The 16,955-nt window shown below is 55.9% G+C and carries 16 protein-coding genes; 1 reads left to right on the forward strand and 15 read right to left on the reverse strand.

Annotation, left to right across the window (positions count from 1 at the left end; all coding sequences use genetic code 11):
• Positions 1-61 precede the first annotated feature (61 nt).
• From ACYX34_RS18305 to ACYX34_RS18335, 7 genes are all read right to left on the reverse strand, one after another.
• Entirely contained in the window at positions 62-1,570 is a 1,509-nt protein-coding gene (locus ACYX34_RS18305; protein ID WP_462078021.1) for an Rne/Rng family ribonuclease, read from the reverse strand.
• 161 nt (positions 1,571-1,731) lie between these two features.
• Entirely contained in the window at positions 1,732-2,853 is a 1,122-nt protein-coding gene (gene rodA, locus ACYX34_RS18310; protein ID WP_462078022.1) for a rod shape-determining protein RodA, read from the reverse strand.
• A complete protein-coding gene (gene mrdA / locus ACYX34_RS18315; protein ID WP_462078023.1) occupies positions 2,850-4,721 on the reverse strand; it encodes a penicillin-binding protein 2 in 1,872 nt (623 codons plus the stop codon). The genes rodA and mrdA overlap by 4 nt, the downstream gene beginning before the upstream one ends.
• 8 nt (positions 4,722-4,729) lie before the next feature.
• Positions 4,730-5,230, reverse strand: a complete 501-nt coding sequence (locus ACYX34_RS18320; protein ID WP_462078024.1) for a hypothetical protein — start codon at positions 5,228-5,230, stop codon at positions 4,730-4,732.
• A complete protein-coding gene (gene mreC, locus ACYX34_RS18325; RefSeq protein WP_462078025.1) occupies positions 5,227-6,099 on the reverse strand; it encodes a rod shape-determining protein MreC in 873 nt (290 codons plus the stop codon). Before mreC ends, ACYX34_RS18320 begins: the two co-directional genes overlap by 4 nt.
• Before the next feature lie 14 nt (positions 6,100-6,113).
• Positions 6,114-7,163 carry a rod shape-determining protein gene (locus ACYX34_RS18330; RefSeq protein WP_462078026.1) on the reverse strand — a complete coding sequence of 350 codons (1,050 nt, stop codon included), beginning with the start codon at positions 7,161-7,163 and terminating at the stop codon, positions 6,114-6,116.
• Positions 7,164-7,230: 67 nt separating this feature from the next.
• The gene (locus ACYX34_RS18335) at positions 7,231-7,629 is read right to left on the reverse strand and encodes an RDD family protein (RefSeq protein WP_462078027.1); all 399 of its coding nucleotides are present in this window, start codon (positions 7,627-7,629) and stop codon (positions 7,231-7,233) included.
• Positions 7,630-7,926: 297 nt separating this feature from the next.
• On the opposite strand from ACYX34_RS18335, the gene ACYX34_RS18340 reads away from it, so the two are divergent.
• Entirely contained in the window at positions 7,927-8,628 is a 702-nt protein-coding gene (locus tag ACYX34_RS18340; protein WP_462078028.1) for a SurA N-terminal domain-containing protein, read from the forward strand.
• A 184-nt stretch (positions 8,629-8,812) separates the two neighbouring features.
• Here the strand turns inward: ACYX34_RS18340 and queA are convergent, their stop codons facing one another.
• The 8 genes from queA to ACYX34_RS18380 all read right to left on the reverse strand — a co-directional run bounded on the left by queA (position 8,813) and on the right by ACYX34_RS18380 (position 16,838).
• Positions 8,813-9,832, reverse strand: a complete 1,020-nt coding sequence (queA, locus tag ACYX34_RS18345) for a tRNA preQ1(34) S-adenosylmethionine ribosyltransferase-isomerase QueA (protein ID WP_462078029.1) — start codon at positions 9,830-9,832, stop codon at positions 8,813-8,815.
• Entirely contained in the window at positions 9,832-11,061 is a 1,230-nt protein-coding gene (locus ACYX34_RS18350; RefSeq protein ID WP_462078030.1) for a SpoIID/LytB domain-containing protein, read from the reverse strand. Before ACYX34_RS18350 ends, queA begins: the two co-directional genes overlap by 1 nt.
• The gene (locus ACYX34_RS18355; protein WP_462078031.1) at positions 11,043-11,297 is read right to left on the reverse strand and encodes a DUF2905 domain-containing protein; all 255 of its coding nucleotides are present in this window, start codon (positions 11,295-11,297) and stop codon (positions 11,043-11,045) included. Before ACYX34_RS18355 ends, ACYX34_RS18350 begins: the two co-directional genes overlap by 19 nt.
• Positions 11,298-11,356: 59 nt before the next feature.
• Complete coding sequence (locus ACYX34_RS18360; protein WP_462078032.1) at positions 11,357-12,379, reverse strand: aspartate-semialdehyde dehydrogenase; 1,023 nt, start codon at positions 12,377-12,379, stop codon at positions 11,357-11,359.
• A 7-nt stretch (positions 12,380-12,386) separates the two neighbouring features.
• A complete protein-coding gene (locus ACYX34_RS18365; RefSeq protein ID WP_462078033.1) occupies positions 12,387-13,595 on the reverse strand; it encodes an NHL domain-containing protein in 1,209 nt (402 codons plus the stop codon).
• Between the two features lie 17 nt (positions 13,596-13,612).
• Positions 13,613-14,686, reverse strand: coding sequence for a 3-isopropylmalate dehydrogenase (gene leuB, locus ACYX34_RS18370; RefSeq protein ID WP_462078034.1), 1,074 nt, complete (start codon positions 14,684-14,686; stop codon positions 13,613-13,615).
• Between the two features lie 35 nt (positions 14,687-14,721).
• Positions 14,722-15,075, reverse strand: coding sequence for a cupin domain-containing protein (locus ACYX34_RS18375; protein WP_462078146.1), 354 nt, complete (start codon positions 15,073-15,075; stop codon positions 14,722-14,724).
• 215 nt (positions 15,076-15,290) lie between these two features.
• The gene (locus ACYX34_RS18380) at positions 15,291-16,838 is read right to left on the reverse strand and encodes a 2-isopropylmalate synthase (protein WP_462078035.1); all 1,548 of its coding nucleotides are present in this window, start codon (positions 16,836-16,838) and stop codon (positions 15,291-15,293) included.
• Positions 16,839-16,955: the final 117 nt, after the last annotated feature.

Genomic DNA, 16,955 nt, shown 5'->3' on the forward strand with positions numbered 1-16,955 from the left:
CATCTCACGGCAGGAGGATTCGGCTGCCCCGTGGACTATCAGCGGCTACGACAGGACACCACTACAATACGACAAGGTCATACTGTTCTAGATGCAACTGACTGTCCGGTGTCACGATGATTTTTGCCGAGCAGTCTCGTTCCAGCGATTCGACCCCATGACGCTCTTCATCCTGAAGGAGCTCGGCAACCGTCGGGTGCGCCCCCACGATAATCCGTTGCTGATCGGCAGAGGGCTCAATCCGTCGGATCTCACGAAAAATCTCGTAGGCAACGGTCGTGGGAGACTTCGTATACCCACGGCCTTCACAATACCGGCAGGGTTCCGACAACGAGCGTAAGAGATCCTCTCGGACTCGCTCACGGGAAATCTCGATTAAGCCGAGGTCCGAGATCCGAGAAATCCTGGTCCGCGCCTTATCCGAACCCATGGCATCCACCAGCGCATGGTAGACCTTGTCGCGATTTTTTTCCCGTTCCATATCGATAAAGTCAACGATGATGATCCCGCCGATTCCACGCAATTTCAGCTGATATGCCACCTCTTTGGCCGCCTCCAGATTGTTGCGTAAGATCGTCTCTTCTTGATCTCGCTTCCCGACAAACCGCCCTGTATTGACATCGATCACCGTCATCGCCTCGGTATGATCGATCACCAGATATCCGCCCGACTTCAGCCAGACCTTTCGGCTCAAGGCACGGACAATCTCCTGTTCCACGCCAAGATGGTCGAACAACGGCTCATCCTTGTCATATAAGTGAATCCGGGCCGTTTGCTCCGGAGAAAAACGCTGGACAAAACTCCGAATGGCGTCGTACTCCTCTCGCGAATCGATCCAGAGTCGATCCACTTTCTTACTGAACAAATCTCGGACGACACGGAAGCTGAGGCTGAGGTCTGAATGGAGTAACGCCGGAGCCGGAAGCTGCTCCCGTTTCGTCAAAATGTCCTGCCACAAGACATGCAGAAAATCCACGTCGGACTTCAGCTCATCTTCTTTGACCCCTTCGCTGACCGTCCGCACGATATACCCGTACCCCGGACGCCGAACTCGGCGCATGATGTCCTTCAGCCTAGCCCGTTCCTCGTCTCGTGGAATCCGTCTGGAAACACCGATATGATCGACATTCGGCATAAACACTAGGTATCGCCCAGGCAGCGAGACATACGTGGTCACTCGAGACCCCTTGGTGCCGATCGGCCCCTTTGAGATCTGCACCATCAGTTCCTGCCCCTCGCTCAGGAGCTGCTCAATCGGCTTCGCACTCTGACGTTTCGGCCGCAGCATGTCCGAGTCTTTCTCGTCTTCTTCCGCTTCAACCAACATGTCACCGGGCTCCGCCTCTACTAACAAATCCGAGACGTGCATGAATGCCGCCTTCTCCAGCCCGATATCGACGAAAGCCGCCTGCATCCCCGGCAAGACCTTGGCGACCCGTCCCTTGTAAATATTCCCCACAAAATCTTTGTGCTTCGCCCGGTCTCCGAATAAATCCGTAACGACACTGCCATCAAGCACGGCGACACGAGTTTCTTCCCGCGCGACCGTTATCGCAATTTCACTTCCCATACACACTCCTTTTGGTTCATGGCCACAGAGACTAACGGACGGTGAGTGATGCGGGAAAGAACCCGGATCGGCACCTCATCCATACAACCAGCTCCATTGGCAATCAACACTCTATAACGCTCCGAACAGCGGCCCTCGATGGCCCACCTGTTCAACAGGTCTCAATAAAATAAGCTCAGCCGCTTGCGTTTGACATTCAACAGCAAGCCCAACGCCGCCATGGTCATAATCGTGGCACTTCCGCCGTAACTCACCAACGGCAGGGGGATGCCGACGATCGGAAACATACCCGCAGTCATCCCGATATTGACCACGACACAAAAACAGAGCATCGCCACGATTCCCGCGGCGAGCAACGCTCCGAGCTGGTCCTTCGCTTTGGACGCAATTTCCAACGAGAGCCAGATCAGCCCAACAAACAACGTCAACAGCACCAACACGCCCATGAATCCCCATTCCTCCGCGAACACGGCAAACACGAAGTCGGTATGCCCCTCCGGCAAGAACTTCAGCTGACTTTGGGTTCCGCCGTAGAGCCCCTTCCCCAATAGCTCCCCTGACCCAATGGCGATTCTCGATTGCAGCGCGTGATACCCCTTCCCACCTGGATCATAATCTGGGTCAACGAACGCCATAATGCGCTGTCGTTGATAATCATGCAAGGACCCCCAGGCCCCTTCCCAGGCAAAGGGGAACAGCATGATCGAAAACAATAAAATGACCCCTAAAGCTTGTGATCGTACTCCTACCATAAGCAGCATGGCCGCATACACGGCGACAAAACTCAGCCCACTGCCCAAATCCGGTTGCTTCACAATAAGCAGCAGACCAGGCAGCACCAAGAGCCCCGGGACGATGACCCGTTGCAACCACCCCACCCTTGGGGCCTTCGAGTAGTAGTGGGCCAGGACCAAGACAAGAACGAGCTTCGCAAACTCCGACGGCTGGAAACTCAACGGACCCATGGCGATCCACCGCTGAGCCCCCTTGCTCGTTCGTCCCTCGAATAAGACGACGACCAGCATCAGCAAGACCACGCCATAAGCCGGATAGGCAAACCGGGCAAGGTGGTGATAGTCCGATGCCCACATGATGAGGAACGCCACAGCGCCGACACCGATCCAGACTAATTGCTTGAGATAATAGGGCGTCCCGACACCACGCTGCCCATACGTGACACTGTAAATAGAGAGTACGCCGATGCCGAGAATGGCGAGAATCAGCGCAACGTAGCGAATGTCGAAACTATCGAGCCCCCGATGTTCGGTCAATGGATTGATCATGAGTCGTTCGAGAACCGTCCGGGCTCTTCCATGCTGGAACGCTCTGAGATGACCGCCGGTACCTGTGGGGTCAATTTCATATAGGCTTCGATGACTTCCTTTGCGAGTGGGGCAGCCGCCGCCCCACCGTGCCCCATGTGTTCACCAATCACGGCCACGGCGATCTTGGGAGACTCGACCGGCGCAAAAGCCACAAACCATGCATGGTCTCTGAACTTTTTGGGGATACTTTCCTCAGGCCCGGTGCGGAGGGCCGCCACCTGCGCCGTACCGGTTTTGCCCCCAATCGTCACCACTGAGGACTTGGCTCGTGTCGCCGTTCCTTTGGCTACGACATCGGCCAGCGCGTCTTTAATGACACGGAAGGTTTCGGGCTTCACCGAGAGCTTCCCACGTGGAACCGCCGGAAGCTCTTGAAGGTTACCCGTCATGCGGTCCATCACCGCCTGAACCAATCGAGGACGGTAACTAATGCCGTTATTCGCCACCGTGCCGATGAGGCTCGCCATTTGCAACGGTGTCACCGTGACATAGCCCTGCCCGATCGCGGCGGAAATCGTTTCGCCCGGCAACCACTGCTCGTTCTTCGCCTTCTGCTTCCACGCCGTTGACGGCATGATACCCGACCGCTCGGATGGCAGCTCCACCCCGGTCACCTTCCCAAGGCCTAAGTCTTTCCCGAATTCCGCCATCACGTCGATCCCCAGACGCTGCCCGACCGTGTAAAAATATACGTCACAGGAATGGACCAAGGCGTTATGGAGATCCACATACCCGTGTCCACCAGCCTTCCAGTCGTGATACAGCCGTTTCCCGAACTGGTAGCCTCCATTACAAAACACTGTATTGGACGGTGACATGGTTTTCGTTTCTAACGCGGCAATGGCCATCGGAATCTTGAAGGTCGAGCCGGGCGGATATTGTCCCTGTGAGGCCCGATTGTTCAGCGGACGCCCCTCGTCTTGGACGATTTCTACCCACTGTTTTGCGGTGAGTTCCCGCGAGAGGACATTGGGATCGAACCCAGGACGACTGGCCATGGCCAAAATATCCCCATTATTCGGATCGAGCGCAACAATGGCCCCCTGCTCTTCACCCAGCAGGTCTTCCGCCACCTTCTGAAGTCGCGCATCAATGGTCAAATACAGATCATTGCCGGCCTGCGGCTTTTCGACCACCGTTGCCCTCTTCTCATGGCCGAGCGCATCGACCTCCACATTCTTTTGACCGGCGACGCCCCGCATATGTCGATCATAGGACTTTTCCACGCCATACTGTCCCACGACGCTCCCTTGATGGAGATCAAGAAACTCTGGCTTCTCCAGTTGCTCCCCGGAAATTTCTCCCACATAGCCCAGGATGTGAGCAGCCGTCATCCCACCAGGATAATTGCGCTGCGATTCCACCTGAATCATGACACCGGGCAGATCAAGACGGTGCGATTCCACCAATGTGGCGTCGCGTAACGTCATTCGGTCCTTGATCTTTCGTGGAAGCAGTTTACTCCCCTTGGCGGCCAGTTTTTTCCGAACAAGGGCGGCGTCAAGACCGAGCAGGTCGGTCAGCTGCTTTACCAAAAGCTCACGATCCTTCACGTCTTCCAAGGTGACATAGAGGCTGAAGCTCGGCACATTATTCGCCAGAAGTACCCCATGCCGGTCGTAGATCAACCCGCGGGCCGGCTCCAGCAGGACCTGTCTGGTCCGATTGTTTTCAGACAAATCGCGATAGTAGGGCCCCTCGCGAATCTGCAGATGCCAGAGACGCAGCCCGAGCAGCGCCACAACCAGCAGAAGCCCCATACGGAGAATGAGCAGCCGCCGATGAAGGTCACCGAACTCTGTTTCTGGATAATGGGCCGTCGCCACGTACCTACCTACATTCGGGATTCAGACATCAACTGTTCGATGTTGAACTGACTCCACATCAGCCAGTAGATGGCCCCACCGATGACCGCATCAAGACAGGCTTGCGGCAACGCCACATTCCAGACCGCCCACAAGACATCCTGTTGAGGATTCAGTTTCAGGACAATCGGCGTCACCAGGCCGACGAGGCATGACATCGCCAACAAGCCCACAACGAGCACGAGCGGACTGAGATAGACCATTTGTCGTCCCGCCAGGCCGGCGATAAACCCAAGCCCCCCCTTCAGCATCGCGCCGGTAATCACGTCTTGAGCAGAAAACAGACTCAACGCCCATCCGATTGCCACCCCAACTAGCAACCCATCCAGCTCGCCGCTGATGAGGCCGATCAAACAGACCGCCACCAGACCAAGATCCGGCTTCACGCCCCAGAGGGTCAGGTGCGGCAACAGCACGGATTGAACCGGCACGATCCCCACGATGATGGCACCGTAGATAAAGGTTTTCATGGTTTAGCTCTTGGCGGACTCAATCGCTCTTTTTCTGTCGGCAGCTGAGAAGACTGAATGACCAACACCTCTTCAACCCGGGTGGGGTCAACTTCAGGCGTCAGCTCGGCCGACTGGAACAAAGCTTCCTCTTCTTTATCAATTCTCGTGATCGTGCCGATCGCGAGCCCCCGTGGAAACCCTTCCACCAACCCTGACGTGACGACTCGATCGCCAGGCCGCGCGCCCGACAACAACGGAATATACTTCAACCGTGCCTCGCCCTGCGTCGTCCCTTCAACAATTCCCTCGTCTCTTGTGCGCTGAATCAGTCCCGCAATCGCATTATTCGGGTCCGTCACTAATAACACCACAGCGGTTGACGCCGTTGTCTTTACGATCCGCCCCACAACGCCTGCGGGAGTAATCACTCCCTGATCCGCTTGGACCCCATCGGATGAGCCCTTATCCAAAATGATGGTCTTATACCAATTACCGGTATCGCGACCGATCACTTGGGCTGTGATGAGTGTGGGAAGGGCTTGCTTCTTGAACTCCAGCAGGGTCGCCAGTCGCTCCGTTGCCGCGGCAGATTCGCGCAGTTGCCCATTCTGTTCCTTCAGCAGTTCTAACTCCCGTTTCAACTGCCGATTCTCTTCTTCCATCCCCTGAAGCGCGACATAACCGCCCCATATTCCGGCAATCCGATCATGAACCCCTGCCACGGCACGCAGGGGCCAACTGATGATCCACCCGAGCGGGCCACCCACGCCTTGAAACACACTTTGGAGTTGGCCTGGCAGAAGGAGAAAGCCGAGGATCAGAACGACGGCAAGAACGAGGGCCACACGCCTGGCATTAGACGTCACGCGTAAATTGACCATCCACATGAGGGGATGGGACCTTACCGGAGGTTGTTCGCCTGAGACATGACCGATACTTTCCGAAGCAGATCCAATTCGTCCAGAATTTTCCCGACTCCCAAGACCACGGACGTCAACGGATCATCGACCGTAATGATCGGCAAGTTCGTTTCTTCACGGAATCGTGTATCCATCCCCTTCAAGAGGGACCCCCCGCCAGTCAACACGATCCCGCGATCGATGATATCACCGGCCAGTTCGGGTGGGGTGTTTTCCAAGGCAATCTTGATGGCATTGACAATGGTCCCAATCGGCTCCTGCAACGCCTCACGCACCTCGGCGTCATCAATGACTAAGGTACGCGGGATCCCCGTGATCAAATCCCGTCCTTTGATCATCATGGTTTTCCGTTCTTCGAACGGATAGGCGGATCCAATTTCAAACTTGATCCGCTCGGCCATGTGTTCGCCGATCAGCAGATTATACTTCTTCTTGATGTAATTCATGATCGCTTCGTCCATTCGATCGCCTGCGACCTTGACGGACTCACTATAGACGATCCCGCCCAGCGAGATGACGGCGATGTCGGTCGTGCCCCCCCCCACATCGACGACCATGTTGCCGGATGGCTCCGTGATCGGTAGCCCTGACCCGATCGCCGCCGCAACCGGTTCCTCAATGAGATAGACTTCCCGAGCCCCGGCCAATTCCGCCGAGTCACGAACCGCCCGTTGCTCGACTTGCGTAATGCGAGAAGGGACACCGATGATAATCCGCGGCCGAACGAACGCACTGCGATTGTGGGCTTTTCGGATGAAGTGTTTCAGCATTTGCTCAGCCATCTCAAAGTCGGCGATCACGCCTTCTTTCATGGGCCGAACCGCCACGATGTTCCCCGGCGTACGACCGAGCATTTTCTTGGCATCGGTGCCAACGGCAAGCACCTTTTCGCTCTTCTTCTCCACCGCGACCACGGAAGGCTCATTGAGGACGATCCCCTTCCCACGCACGTACACCAGGGTGGTTGCCGTCCCTAAGTCGATTGCCAGGTCATCGGAAAACCACCCGAACACATCTCCCGGAAACCCCACGATATCTCTCCCTTCAGCTGAGCTGGCCCATTCAGAGTCCAGCTGGTGTGCGTGATCGATCTGGCACTTAGTCCGGGACTGCTAATTGACCGGCGTCTAACACGTGTGTCCGGGCCACTTCATCGCCGAGGCGACGCCCCTGCTCATTCCCAATAATCAAAAAACTTTCAAACGCGACGATCGCCAGAGAGGCAAGCCATCCGATGTACGGGATCGCGTACGCGACCTGTGCCCCGCCCAGTGGAAGATTGCGGATGATCGACTCTCGAAACCCTGCGGTCTCCCGACCATCTACTCGCACAGTTTGTAACCCGACCAGCCGCTTGCCGATGCTCTTCCCTCCCGCAAACCCATCGGCAATCAGGATGTACGTCAAACCGGAAAGAAAACCGACCGGAGGAGCAATTTCGCCGGCAGCGACGACAATGAACAGATCGATCAACTTCGCGATGAATCGATTCAGCACATGGGCCTTCGGATAAACCCGTGAATCGAATGACCTCGAGTCTGGCCCCTCCCCTACCAAGGGATCTCCTTCTAATTAGTGGCAAAGTATAACAAAATTCGCCACCTTGCACAAACAAAGCGTCATCTTTTTCTGAATATTTTTTCAAACCACCCGGAAGCAGCTAGGAAACCTCCTGAACCTGAGACTCCCACATGCGCAATCCCCCTGCTGAGTCGGATGCCCCCGGAGCGGCCCCTTGCCTTCCGCCCAGCCCATAAGTACACTGTTGGCTTCACAAAAGCAAAGAGGGGTCTGATGATCAAGACGATGCGGGATGCGGCACACAATTATCCTTGGCTCTTGAAGTCCATCATGGGGATCTTGGCCATTGCCTTCGTCATTACGATGGGATGGTGGGGATTCGGTGAACAGGCTGGTGGGCCAGTTGCGAAGATCGGCGAACAATCCGTTACGCTCGATGAGTTTAAGCGCACCTACGAAAACATGCACCGCATCTATAAGGACAACGTCAAGACCGACTTCAAAGAGGAGGAGTTCAAGGACTTCGTCATGGGCCAGCTGGTCGACAGCCGCGTCTGGATCATCGCCGCCCAAGAGATGGGTGTGCGGGTGTCTGATGCCGATTTACGTGAGTTGATCATGCAAACACCGGTCTTTCAGAAAAACGGCGCGTTCGATCCAGAACACTATAAACGTATCCTCGCCGCTAATCACCTGACCCCGGCCGCGTTTGAATCGATCCAGCACCAGGAAGTCTTGGCCAACAAGGCCCGCATGATCGTCCGAGACTCCGTGGCACTGACGCCTGAGGAAATCGCCGAAGGGCAGTCCCTCATGACCAGGCCCGCTGATGGTAACGACCCTGCAAAGATGGCTGAGGCCAAGCAACGGGTACTGGATGACATGCTGTTGCAGAAGCAACAACGCGCATTGGTCTCATTCCAGCAGTCGATGAAAGCGAAGATCCCGGTCACCATCCGCCGCGAATTGCTTTAAACCAATCTGTGCAGCACTCGGGGCCGTCAACGTTGCCGACGAGCCCCGATCCGCCTCACTCCAGACCCTCTATATTGGTGCTCCTACTCACGCAAGAAACCAGGAAAGAGGCTCTCGCTACTTCACCCGACCTATCCGTGAATAGATCAGCCAAGGATGAACGAAGTGGGTGTCCTGCGGTGTGCTAGAGGATCAGCATCGCATCGCCGTAGCTGTAGAAGCGATAGCGTTCTTTGACGGCTTCTTCATAGGCCCCGCGAATGGGCTCGATGCCGGCGAAGGCTGAGACCAACATCAGCAAGGTCGTCTTGGGTAGGTGAAAATTCGTCATCATCCCATCGACTATCCTAAATTCAAATCCCGGCGTGATGAAGAGGCGGCTTTCGCCGGACAGCGGCACCATCTCGCCCTTTTCCTTCATGACGGTTTCAAGCGTTCGGACGACCGTCGTCCCCACCGCAACCACCCGTCCGCCGGCTCGCTTCGTTTGATTGATCATATCGGCTGTCTCTGGGCTCACGTGAAAGACTTCTCCCCCCATCTGATGGTCCTCGATCCGCTCTGTCGTCACCGGCTTGAACGTGCCAGGCCCAACATGCAGGGTCACGGTCGCAACGTTGATGGCAACATTGCGTAGGCGTCGAAACAGTGCTTCCGTAAAGTGGAGTCCCGCTGTCGGTGCGGCAATCGCACCCTCATGTTTTGCAAACATCGTCTGATACCACTGGTGATCCTCTCGAGTCGGTACACGCTTAATGTATGGGGGAAGCGGCATCACCCCGCGTGCGTCAAAAAACTGCGTGACGGGCATCGGGCTCTCCATAACTACCTCCGTTCCCGTCGCATCGCGCTTGACGATTGTCGCGTAGGACTGTTGATCAAATTCAATGATCTGCCCGACTCGAAACGACCCCTTCACCATGATTTCCCATCGCTGGCCCACCAGATTCTTCACAAACAACACCTCAACCGGCGTTCCCGTCGACTTCTTGATTCCCGGAACCCGTGCGGCCATAACCTTGGTATCGTTCACCACAAGAAGATCGCCTGGCTTCAGCAATACAGGAAGATCCGCGACATGATGATGCTGGCGCTGTTGAGTAGCTCTGTTGAGGAGCAGCAACTGCGCGCGATCGCGAGGGCTCGCAGGCTGCAACGCAACCAGAGCAGGATCGAAGGGAAAATCGAATTCAGAAAGGTGCATTAGGAAGGAGGCATCGATGGGACAGGAGGTATTTTCGTCAACGCGACATCACGCAATTCCGTCCCCGGATAGTAATAGCTCAAGATGCTCGAAAACGAATAGCCTAACTCTGCCAACTCTTTTGCGCCCCACTGGCAGAGACCTACCGCATGGCCGGCTCCATAACCGGAGAGGACGAGATCCTGTCCGATCGCTTGAACGGTAAATTGAGTGCTGGGCACAATCGTATAGCCTACCGCTTTACGGAGATCCTCCCCCCGTATCACCAACTCCCCGTTCGAATGCACAACTCGCAGGGTGGCGACTCGCCCGGCACGGCTGTACGACTCCGGAGCAACCTGTGAAATCGTTCCCACCGAAAATCCCTGTTGCCGGAGATTCTTCTCCAGCGTCCCGATCTTCACGGATGCTTTCCACTGATAATAGGGAGACTCAATGTCGAACGGACACTCCACTCCCTTCAAATAGGGAAGATCCTTTGACCACACCGTCATCGCATCTTCCGTCACTCCTGCCGCCGTGGATGAAAACGCGGCGTAGATTGGAGCGCCTTGGTAAGTCACCACGAGCCCCCTTGTGGATTCCACCGCCGCGATCACTCGGGCATCAATGCCTTGGCGGCCACGATACACCTGATCCTGAATTCCGGCCACCACATCATAGTCTCGAGTGGAATTCAACATACGTTGGTACAGTGCGTACGTCCGAGTGGCGACGGCCTGCACCTTCAGCATCTCCGGATGCCATGTTGAATTCACTTCTGCCGGCACGACACCTTTGACATATTCCTCTAAATCAACATGATTGACGAGGAGGCGGCTTTTCCCTCGTCGGACGAGCTGGACGACGCCACTGACATGGAGCGCCCCGTTTTCATCGCCGGTATGCACCGTAGATCGCTTGCCGTTCCCACTCAACCAAATGGTAAGATCACGAGTACCTGCCCGTAGTGTTAATTGATCCGTCACCACCGGTTTGCCGTTGAGGATCAGGGCATGGCCTCGCACCTTGATCTTCAGAACGGAGTCGTAAGACCAGGCCTGATGCTGTTCATCGGTCACCCACAGCGCTTGCTCACTCGAGACTTCAAGCTGCTGAACATCGGACGCCAGCAGGACGCGGATCGATTGTGCCGCCTGGGCCTCGGGTACCGTGCCTGCCCCCAGGCAGACTCCCAATCCCGCTGCGCCGACCCAAAGCCGTACCCGTGTCAACGACGGAAGAGCCATCCCACGATACAGAATATCAGACTTAGCAGCACACTGAGGAGAATACTGGTGGCGACAGGAAAATAGAAGCTGACGTTCTCACGTTTGATGGAAATGTCACCAGGCAACTTGCCGAGCCAACTGAGGCTACTCCCAAGACCGGGAATCCGGTCAAGGGCAATCAGCAGCACTCCCAGTGCGACAATGCCAAGCCCTACTCCAATGAAAATCTTTCCAATGGTGGTCCATTCCGGCATCACTCGCAATCTCTGTATGAACAGTTGGTTTTTCCCATGCCGCAGCCTAGGATAGCCTCTCAGCCATTCACGAGACACTCTGCAATCTGAATCGCATTGAGAGCCGCTCCCTTGCGCAGATTATCGGATACCACCCAGAGATTAAGGCCGTTGGCGATCGATTCATCCTCGCGCACCCGACCGATGTAGACTTCGTCCTTTCCCGTTGCATCAAGCGGCATAGGATAGAGTTTCTTCGTTGGATCATCATAGACCAACACACCGGGCATGGCTGCGAGGGCCGCACGCGCCTCATTTACGCTTAAGGGGCGTTCCAATTCGACATTGATCGCTTCGGAATGGCACCGCAGCACCGGCACGCGTACCGTCGTGGCAGTCACCCTCAGGTTCGGGGCACCAAGGATCTTCCGAGTCTCTTTCGCAATCTTGACCTCCTCTGAGCAATCGCCTCCCTCATTGAATGAGCCGATGTGCGGCAAAAGATTGAAGGCAATTTGGTAGGGATAGACCTTGGTCGTGACGTCACGAAACGCCAATAAGTCCTTCGTCTGATCCATCAACTCATCCATGGCCGCCGATCCGGTTCCCGATACGGATTGGAACGTCGTCACCACCACACGCTTCACGCCCACCGCATCGTGCAGCGGTTTGAGTGCCATGACCAGCGGTGTGGTCGTGCAGTTGGGAATGGCGACGATGCCGCGAGGCATGTCCCGTAACGCCGCCGCGTTGACCTCCGGCACCACCAGCGGGACCTGCTCATCCATGCGAAAAACGGCGCTATCATCAATCACCGCGATGCCGGCAGCGCCCAATCGATGCCCATACTCCTTGCTGATCGTATCCGTCGCGGAGATAAAGGCCAGATCGACACCATCGAACGACGAGGATTCCGTCAGTTCCTCAACCGTCCACTCCTTCCCCTGACACGCCATGATCTCGCCCGCTGATCGCTTGGAAGCGAACAACCTCAGGCTGGTCAGCGGGAACTGCCGCTCCTCCAATATTTCGAGCGTTTCCTGGCCGACCGCACCGGTTGCGCCAAGGATGGCCACCACATAACCTGGTTTCCTCTTCAGCATGCCGTTCCTACTCCAATGTCAATACGCGAATACGATGATTGAACGTGTCCGCCACCAGCAGCGTTCCGTCGCGATCGGCAACGATACCGAATGGGTAACAGACTCCGGCTTCTCGTGCGAGACCGCCATCGCCCGAGTAACAAGGACTTCCTTGCCCGGCCACACAGACCGCCATTCCCGACTCCTGGTCCCATTCTCGGATCAGGTGATTATCAGAGTCCGTCAGAAAGAGCCGCCCTTGGGGATCAATGGCAATTCCGGTCGGACGTGCAAGACTTGCTGATGCTGCACCCAACGCTGACTCATATCGATAGGGTCCACCATCCCCCGCGACGGTAACGATCAGCCCTGTTGAGAGATGGAGACAGCGAACCCGACCATTGAAGGTATCAGCGATGTGGAGGTGGTCACCAGCGAACGCCAAGCCACTTGGACCCGCAAGAGCTGTCTCAACCCCAAGCTTCCCATCCCCATCGTAGGTCGCTGCTCCGGTTCCAGCAACGGTCTGAATCACACCGGTCCTCAAATCAACCATCCGTACACGATGGTTGCTCTGATCAGCGATATACAGCCGAGTATCGTCGTCATTCATGGCCAATGCCGCAGGTTCATTGAGCGCCGCCTGATGGGCAAGACCCCCATCTCCCGAGAATCGAGCGTGACCGGTCCCAGCCAAGGTTGTGATAACACCCGTCGCTGCATTCACCATCCGCACGCGATGGTTCATGGTATCGGCAATATACAGATTGCCAGTCCGATCAACCGCAACAGCCGTGGGGAAGTTGAGCTGAGCACGGATCGCAACCTCACCGTCTCCACCATATCGAGTCGATGTAGATGGCCCTTGGGTCCAATACCGGACGGTCCCACTCAAGTCAGCTTGCTGAGTGTACGCACTCGTTCCCGGCACATCACTCCCTTCAGCCAAGGGGTCTTCGTGCTCAAGAGATACCGCCGGTTCTGGCTGTACGACCGAAAGCCCATGCTCAACGACAGGGATACCGGCCACCGTCGAGATAAGACCAGTGGCACGCTCTATTTTCCGAATCACATGATTTTCTGAATCGGCCACATACACATTACCATGGGAATCGACTGTCACACCCTTGGGCTCATTCACACGTGCGGATACCGAAGGCCCACCATCGCCCGTGAAGCCTGGCTCACCGTTCCCGGCGAGCGTGCGGATCATCCATGTGGACAGAATAGCTGCCATAGCTTGGACGGTGATGCCTAGCTCAGATTGCGAACGACGGCTTCGCCCATCTCTACCGTACCGACGACCTTCGCACCCGGGTTCTGAATATCTTTCGTGCGATATCCAAGATCGAGTGTTTTGACGATGGCCTGATCAATGGCTTCTGCCTCTTTCTCGAGCTGAAAAGCGTACGACAGCATCATGGCGGCAGAGGCAATCGTCGCGATGGGATTGGCGATGTTCTTCCCGGCAATGTCCGGTGCACTCCCGTGAATTGGTTCAAAGAGGCCGACCTTGGCACCGATGCTGGCCGACGGTAACATCCCGATTGATCCGGTCAACATCGCCGCTTCATCGCTGAGAATATCCCCGAACATATTATTGCAGAGCAGCACGTCAAACTGACGAGGGTTTCTCACCAATTGCATTGCGGCGTTATCAACATAGATATGGCTGAGCTCCACGTCCGGATAAGAGGCATGGACGTCGATCACAACTTTCCGCCAAAGCTCCGAGGACTCTAAGACATTCGCTTTATCGACCGATGTCACTTTCTTACGCCGCTTTCGTGCCGCCTCGAATGCGACTTTAGCAATTCGTCGCACTTCTTCCGTCGTATAGACTTCCGTATTGACTCCCCGCTCATCTCCATTCGGTAACTTCTCGATCCCTTTCGGTTTGCCGAAATAGATGCCGCCGGTCAGCTCACGGATCACGAGGATGTCGATCCCCTCGACTACCTCACGCTTCAACGTGGAAGCATCCACGAGGGTCGAATACAATTTCGCCGGCCTCAAGTTGGCATAGAGTCCGAGGGCCTCTCGGATTCCGAGCAGCGCGCGCTCAGGGCGAAGGCTGTACTCCAGCCCTTCCCACCTGGGCCCGCCGACGGCCCCCAAGAGGACCGCATCACTCTGTTTGGCTAGGGCCAATGTATCCTTCGGCAGGGGAACACCAAGCTTGTCAATCGCCTGCCCGCCGATATCACCAGGAACAAACTCGAATGCATGTCCGAATTTCTCTGCGATCACCTTCAATACCTTGACGGCTTCAGGGACGATTTCTCGCCCGACCCCGTCTCCAGCCAACACTGCAATCTTTGCCTTCACTGCGACTCCTTTCGAGCCTGCGCTCGGCTCATGACCTACTCCAGTATCGTTTCGTCTTCCATCCGCCAGGCCGGATCAACAAGACATAAAAACTCAATGTCGGTGTCTCCGGTATTGTCGAGAAACTGTTGCCCGCCTGGCGGTACATAGATCGTCGTTCCCGGCTCAACCAGTGTCACTTGATCGTTAACCGTCAATCGGCCCATCCCGGAAATGAAGTAATAGACTTCAGACGAGACCAAGGCATGTCGTTTCGAGCAGTGACCGGGCGGCAAGGTTCCGTGGGCGAGACTATAGTTCAGCGACAACCGATGTTTGGCAGGATGAAAAATCTCCCGCAAACGGGTCTCGTCCCCGGCTAGAAACTCGGGGCGATCCGCTAGGGTCACCTTGAACAAGGACAAGCTCCCTCGATCGAATCGACTTCATCTCTCACCGGACAGTGGAAAAGGACGCCGGCGACGTTCCCGCATCGCTCAAAGGCTCAACGTACCGAAGCGCATACTCCCGCCCATTCACTTGCGGCTGCCTTTATGAGCATCGTGAAGATATGGTGACATCCACAACCTGCTCAAAGAAATAAACTGTACCGTGGAGTTCCGCGTCAAATCAAGTTCACCTTCTGCTCACCTTGTGCTTGCCTTGCCGCCAAATAGGACAACTTATTCAGCGCACTGATGTAGGCTCGGGCGGATGCCGTGATGATATCAGTATCGGCCCCATGCCCTGACACCGTCCGTCCGTCTTCCTCGACCCGCACGGAGACTTCCCCCTGAGCATCGGTCCCGCCGGTGATGGCTTTGACGACGTACATCAATAATCGACTCTTGGTCTGCGTCAGGGTTGCAATGGTTCGATACACGGCATCCACCGGCCCATCACCGGTCCCGGTTTGTGAGACAGGCTTACCATCGATCTCCAGTTCAACCGTGGCCGTTGGGACCCGATCTGTTCCACTGGTCACCTGAAGCGACCTTAAGACGAGCCGTTCAGCCATCTTTGAGAGCTCTTCCGAGACGATGACTTCGAGATCTTCCTCAAAAATCTCTTTTTTGTGGTCGGCAAGCTTTTTAAACCGTTCGAAGGCATGATTCACTTCCGCCTCACCGAGCTTGTACCCCAACTCTTCCAATCGCTGCCGAAAGGCATGCCGCCCGGACAACTTGCCCATAACCATCTGGCTCTCGACCAAACCAATCGATTCCGGACGCATAATTTCGTAGGTCGCCTTTTCCTTCAGCAAGCCGTCTTGATGGATACCCGAGGTGTGGGCAAAGGCATTAGCCCCCACGATCGCTTTATTGGGTTGCACCACCATGCCGGTAATCTTGCTCACCAAACGACTGGTCTTCGCAATCTCCTCTGTCCGAATCCCGGTATCGGCATGGTAAAAATCTTTCCTCGTTCGGAGTCCCATCACGATCTCCTCTAACGAAGTATTCCCCGCGCGCTCACCGATACCGTTGATCGTACACTCAACTTGTCCGGCCCCGTTCATAATGGCCGCCAGGCTGTTCGACACCGCAACCCCCAGATCATTGTGGCAATGGACGGAAATCACGGCTTGCTTGGCATTGGAAACCTTGTCGCAAATTCCTTTAATCAGTGCGCCGAATTCTTGTGGAACCGCATAGCCCACCGTGTCAGGGATGTTCACAGTCCCGGCTCCCGCAGCAATCACCGCCTCGATCACTTCGTAGAGAAACGACGGGTCGGACCGGCTCGCATCCATGGGAGAGAATTCAACATCCTCGACATACCCGCGCGCACGCTGAACCATCTCAACCGCCCGCTGCTTGGCCTGTTCCCGCGTCATCCGAAATTGGTGTTTGAGATGAATATCGGACGTCGATAAAAACGTGTGGATACGGACCTTTGGTGCGCCCTTTAAGGCTTCCCATGCCCGATCAATGTCTTCGGGACGAGCCCTCGCCAGGCTGCAGATCGTCGGCCCCTCCACCTCCTGTGCAATCCGTCGTACCGCGTCGAAATCTCCTGGTGAACTATATGCAAATCCCGCCTCAATAATATCGACCCCAAGCCGTGCCAGTTGTTTCGCCACCATGACCTTTTCTTCCACATTCATGCTGGCCCCAGGCGATTGCTCGCCGTCCCGCAACGTCGTGTCAAAAATTCTGATCATGCGTGCCATGTCCGACCTCCAATACAAGCCGCTCAAAAAGTCCTTCCGGCAAGGCCGCAAGGAGCGAGAACCCCAAGGCGTACGAATCGGCACGTCGAGGAGTTCGAACGACGGAGAACGCAGAAT

It is taken from the genome of Nitrospira sp. CMX1, from assembly GCF_054902215.1.

What these genes read in the sequence shown, in the direction of transcription:
- mreC (WP_462078025.1), bottom strand. Translation starts at nt 6,099, where the DNA reads ATGTGGATGGTCAATTTACGCGTGACGTCTAATGCCAGGCGTGTGGCC.
- ACYX34_RS18355 (WP_462078031.1), bottom strand. Translation starts at nt 11,297, where the DNA reads ATGCCGGAATGGACCACCATTGGAAAGATTTTCATTGGAGTAGGGCTT.
- ACYX34_RS18380 (WP_462078035.1), bottom strand. Translation starts at nt 16,838, where the DNA reads ATGGCACGCATGATCAGAATTTTTGACACGACGTTGCGGGACGGCGAG.
- queA (WP_462078029.1), bottom strand. Translation starts at nt 9,832, where the DNA reads ATGCACCTTTCTGAATTCGATTTTCCCTTCGATCCTGCTCTGGTTGCG.
- rodA (WP_462078022.1), bottom strand. Translation starts at nt 2,853, where the DNA reads ATGATCAATCCATTGACCGAACATCGGGGGCTCGATAGTTTCGACATT.
- ACYX34_RS18305 (WP_462078021.1), bottom strand. Translation starts at nt 1,570, where the DNA reads ATGGGAAGTGAAATTGCGATAACGGTCGCGCGGGAAGAAACTCGTGTC.
- ACYX34_RS18340 (WP_462078028.1), top strand. Translation starts at nt 7,927, where the DNA reads ATGATCAAGACGATGCGGGATGCGGCACACAATTATCCTTGGCTCTTG.
- ACYX34_RS18365 (WP_462078033.1), bottom strand. Translation starts at nt 13,595, where the DNA reads ATGGCAGCTATTCTGTCCACATGGATGATCCGCACGCTCGCCGGGAAC.
- ACYX34_RS18350 (WP_462078030.1), bottom strand. Translation starts at nt 11,061, where the DNA reads ATGGCTCTTCCGTCGTTGACACGGGTACGGCTTTGGGTCGGCGCAGCG.
- ACYX34_RS18320 (WP_462078024.1), bottom strand. Translation starts at nt 5,230, where the DNA reads ATGAAAACCTTTATCTACGGTGCCATCATCGTGGGGATCGTGCCGGTT.
- ACYX34_RS18360 (WP_462078032.1), bottom strand. Translation starts at nt 12,379, where the DNA reads ATGCTGAAGAGGAAACCAGGTTATGTGGTGGCCATCCTTGGCGCAACC.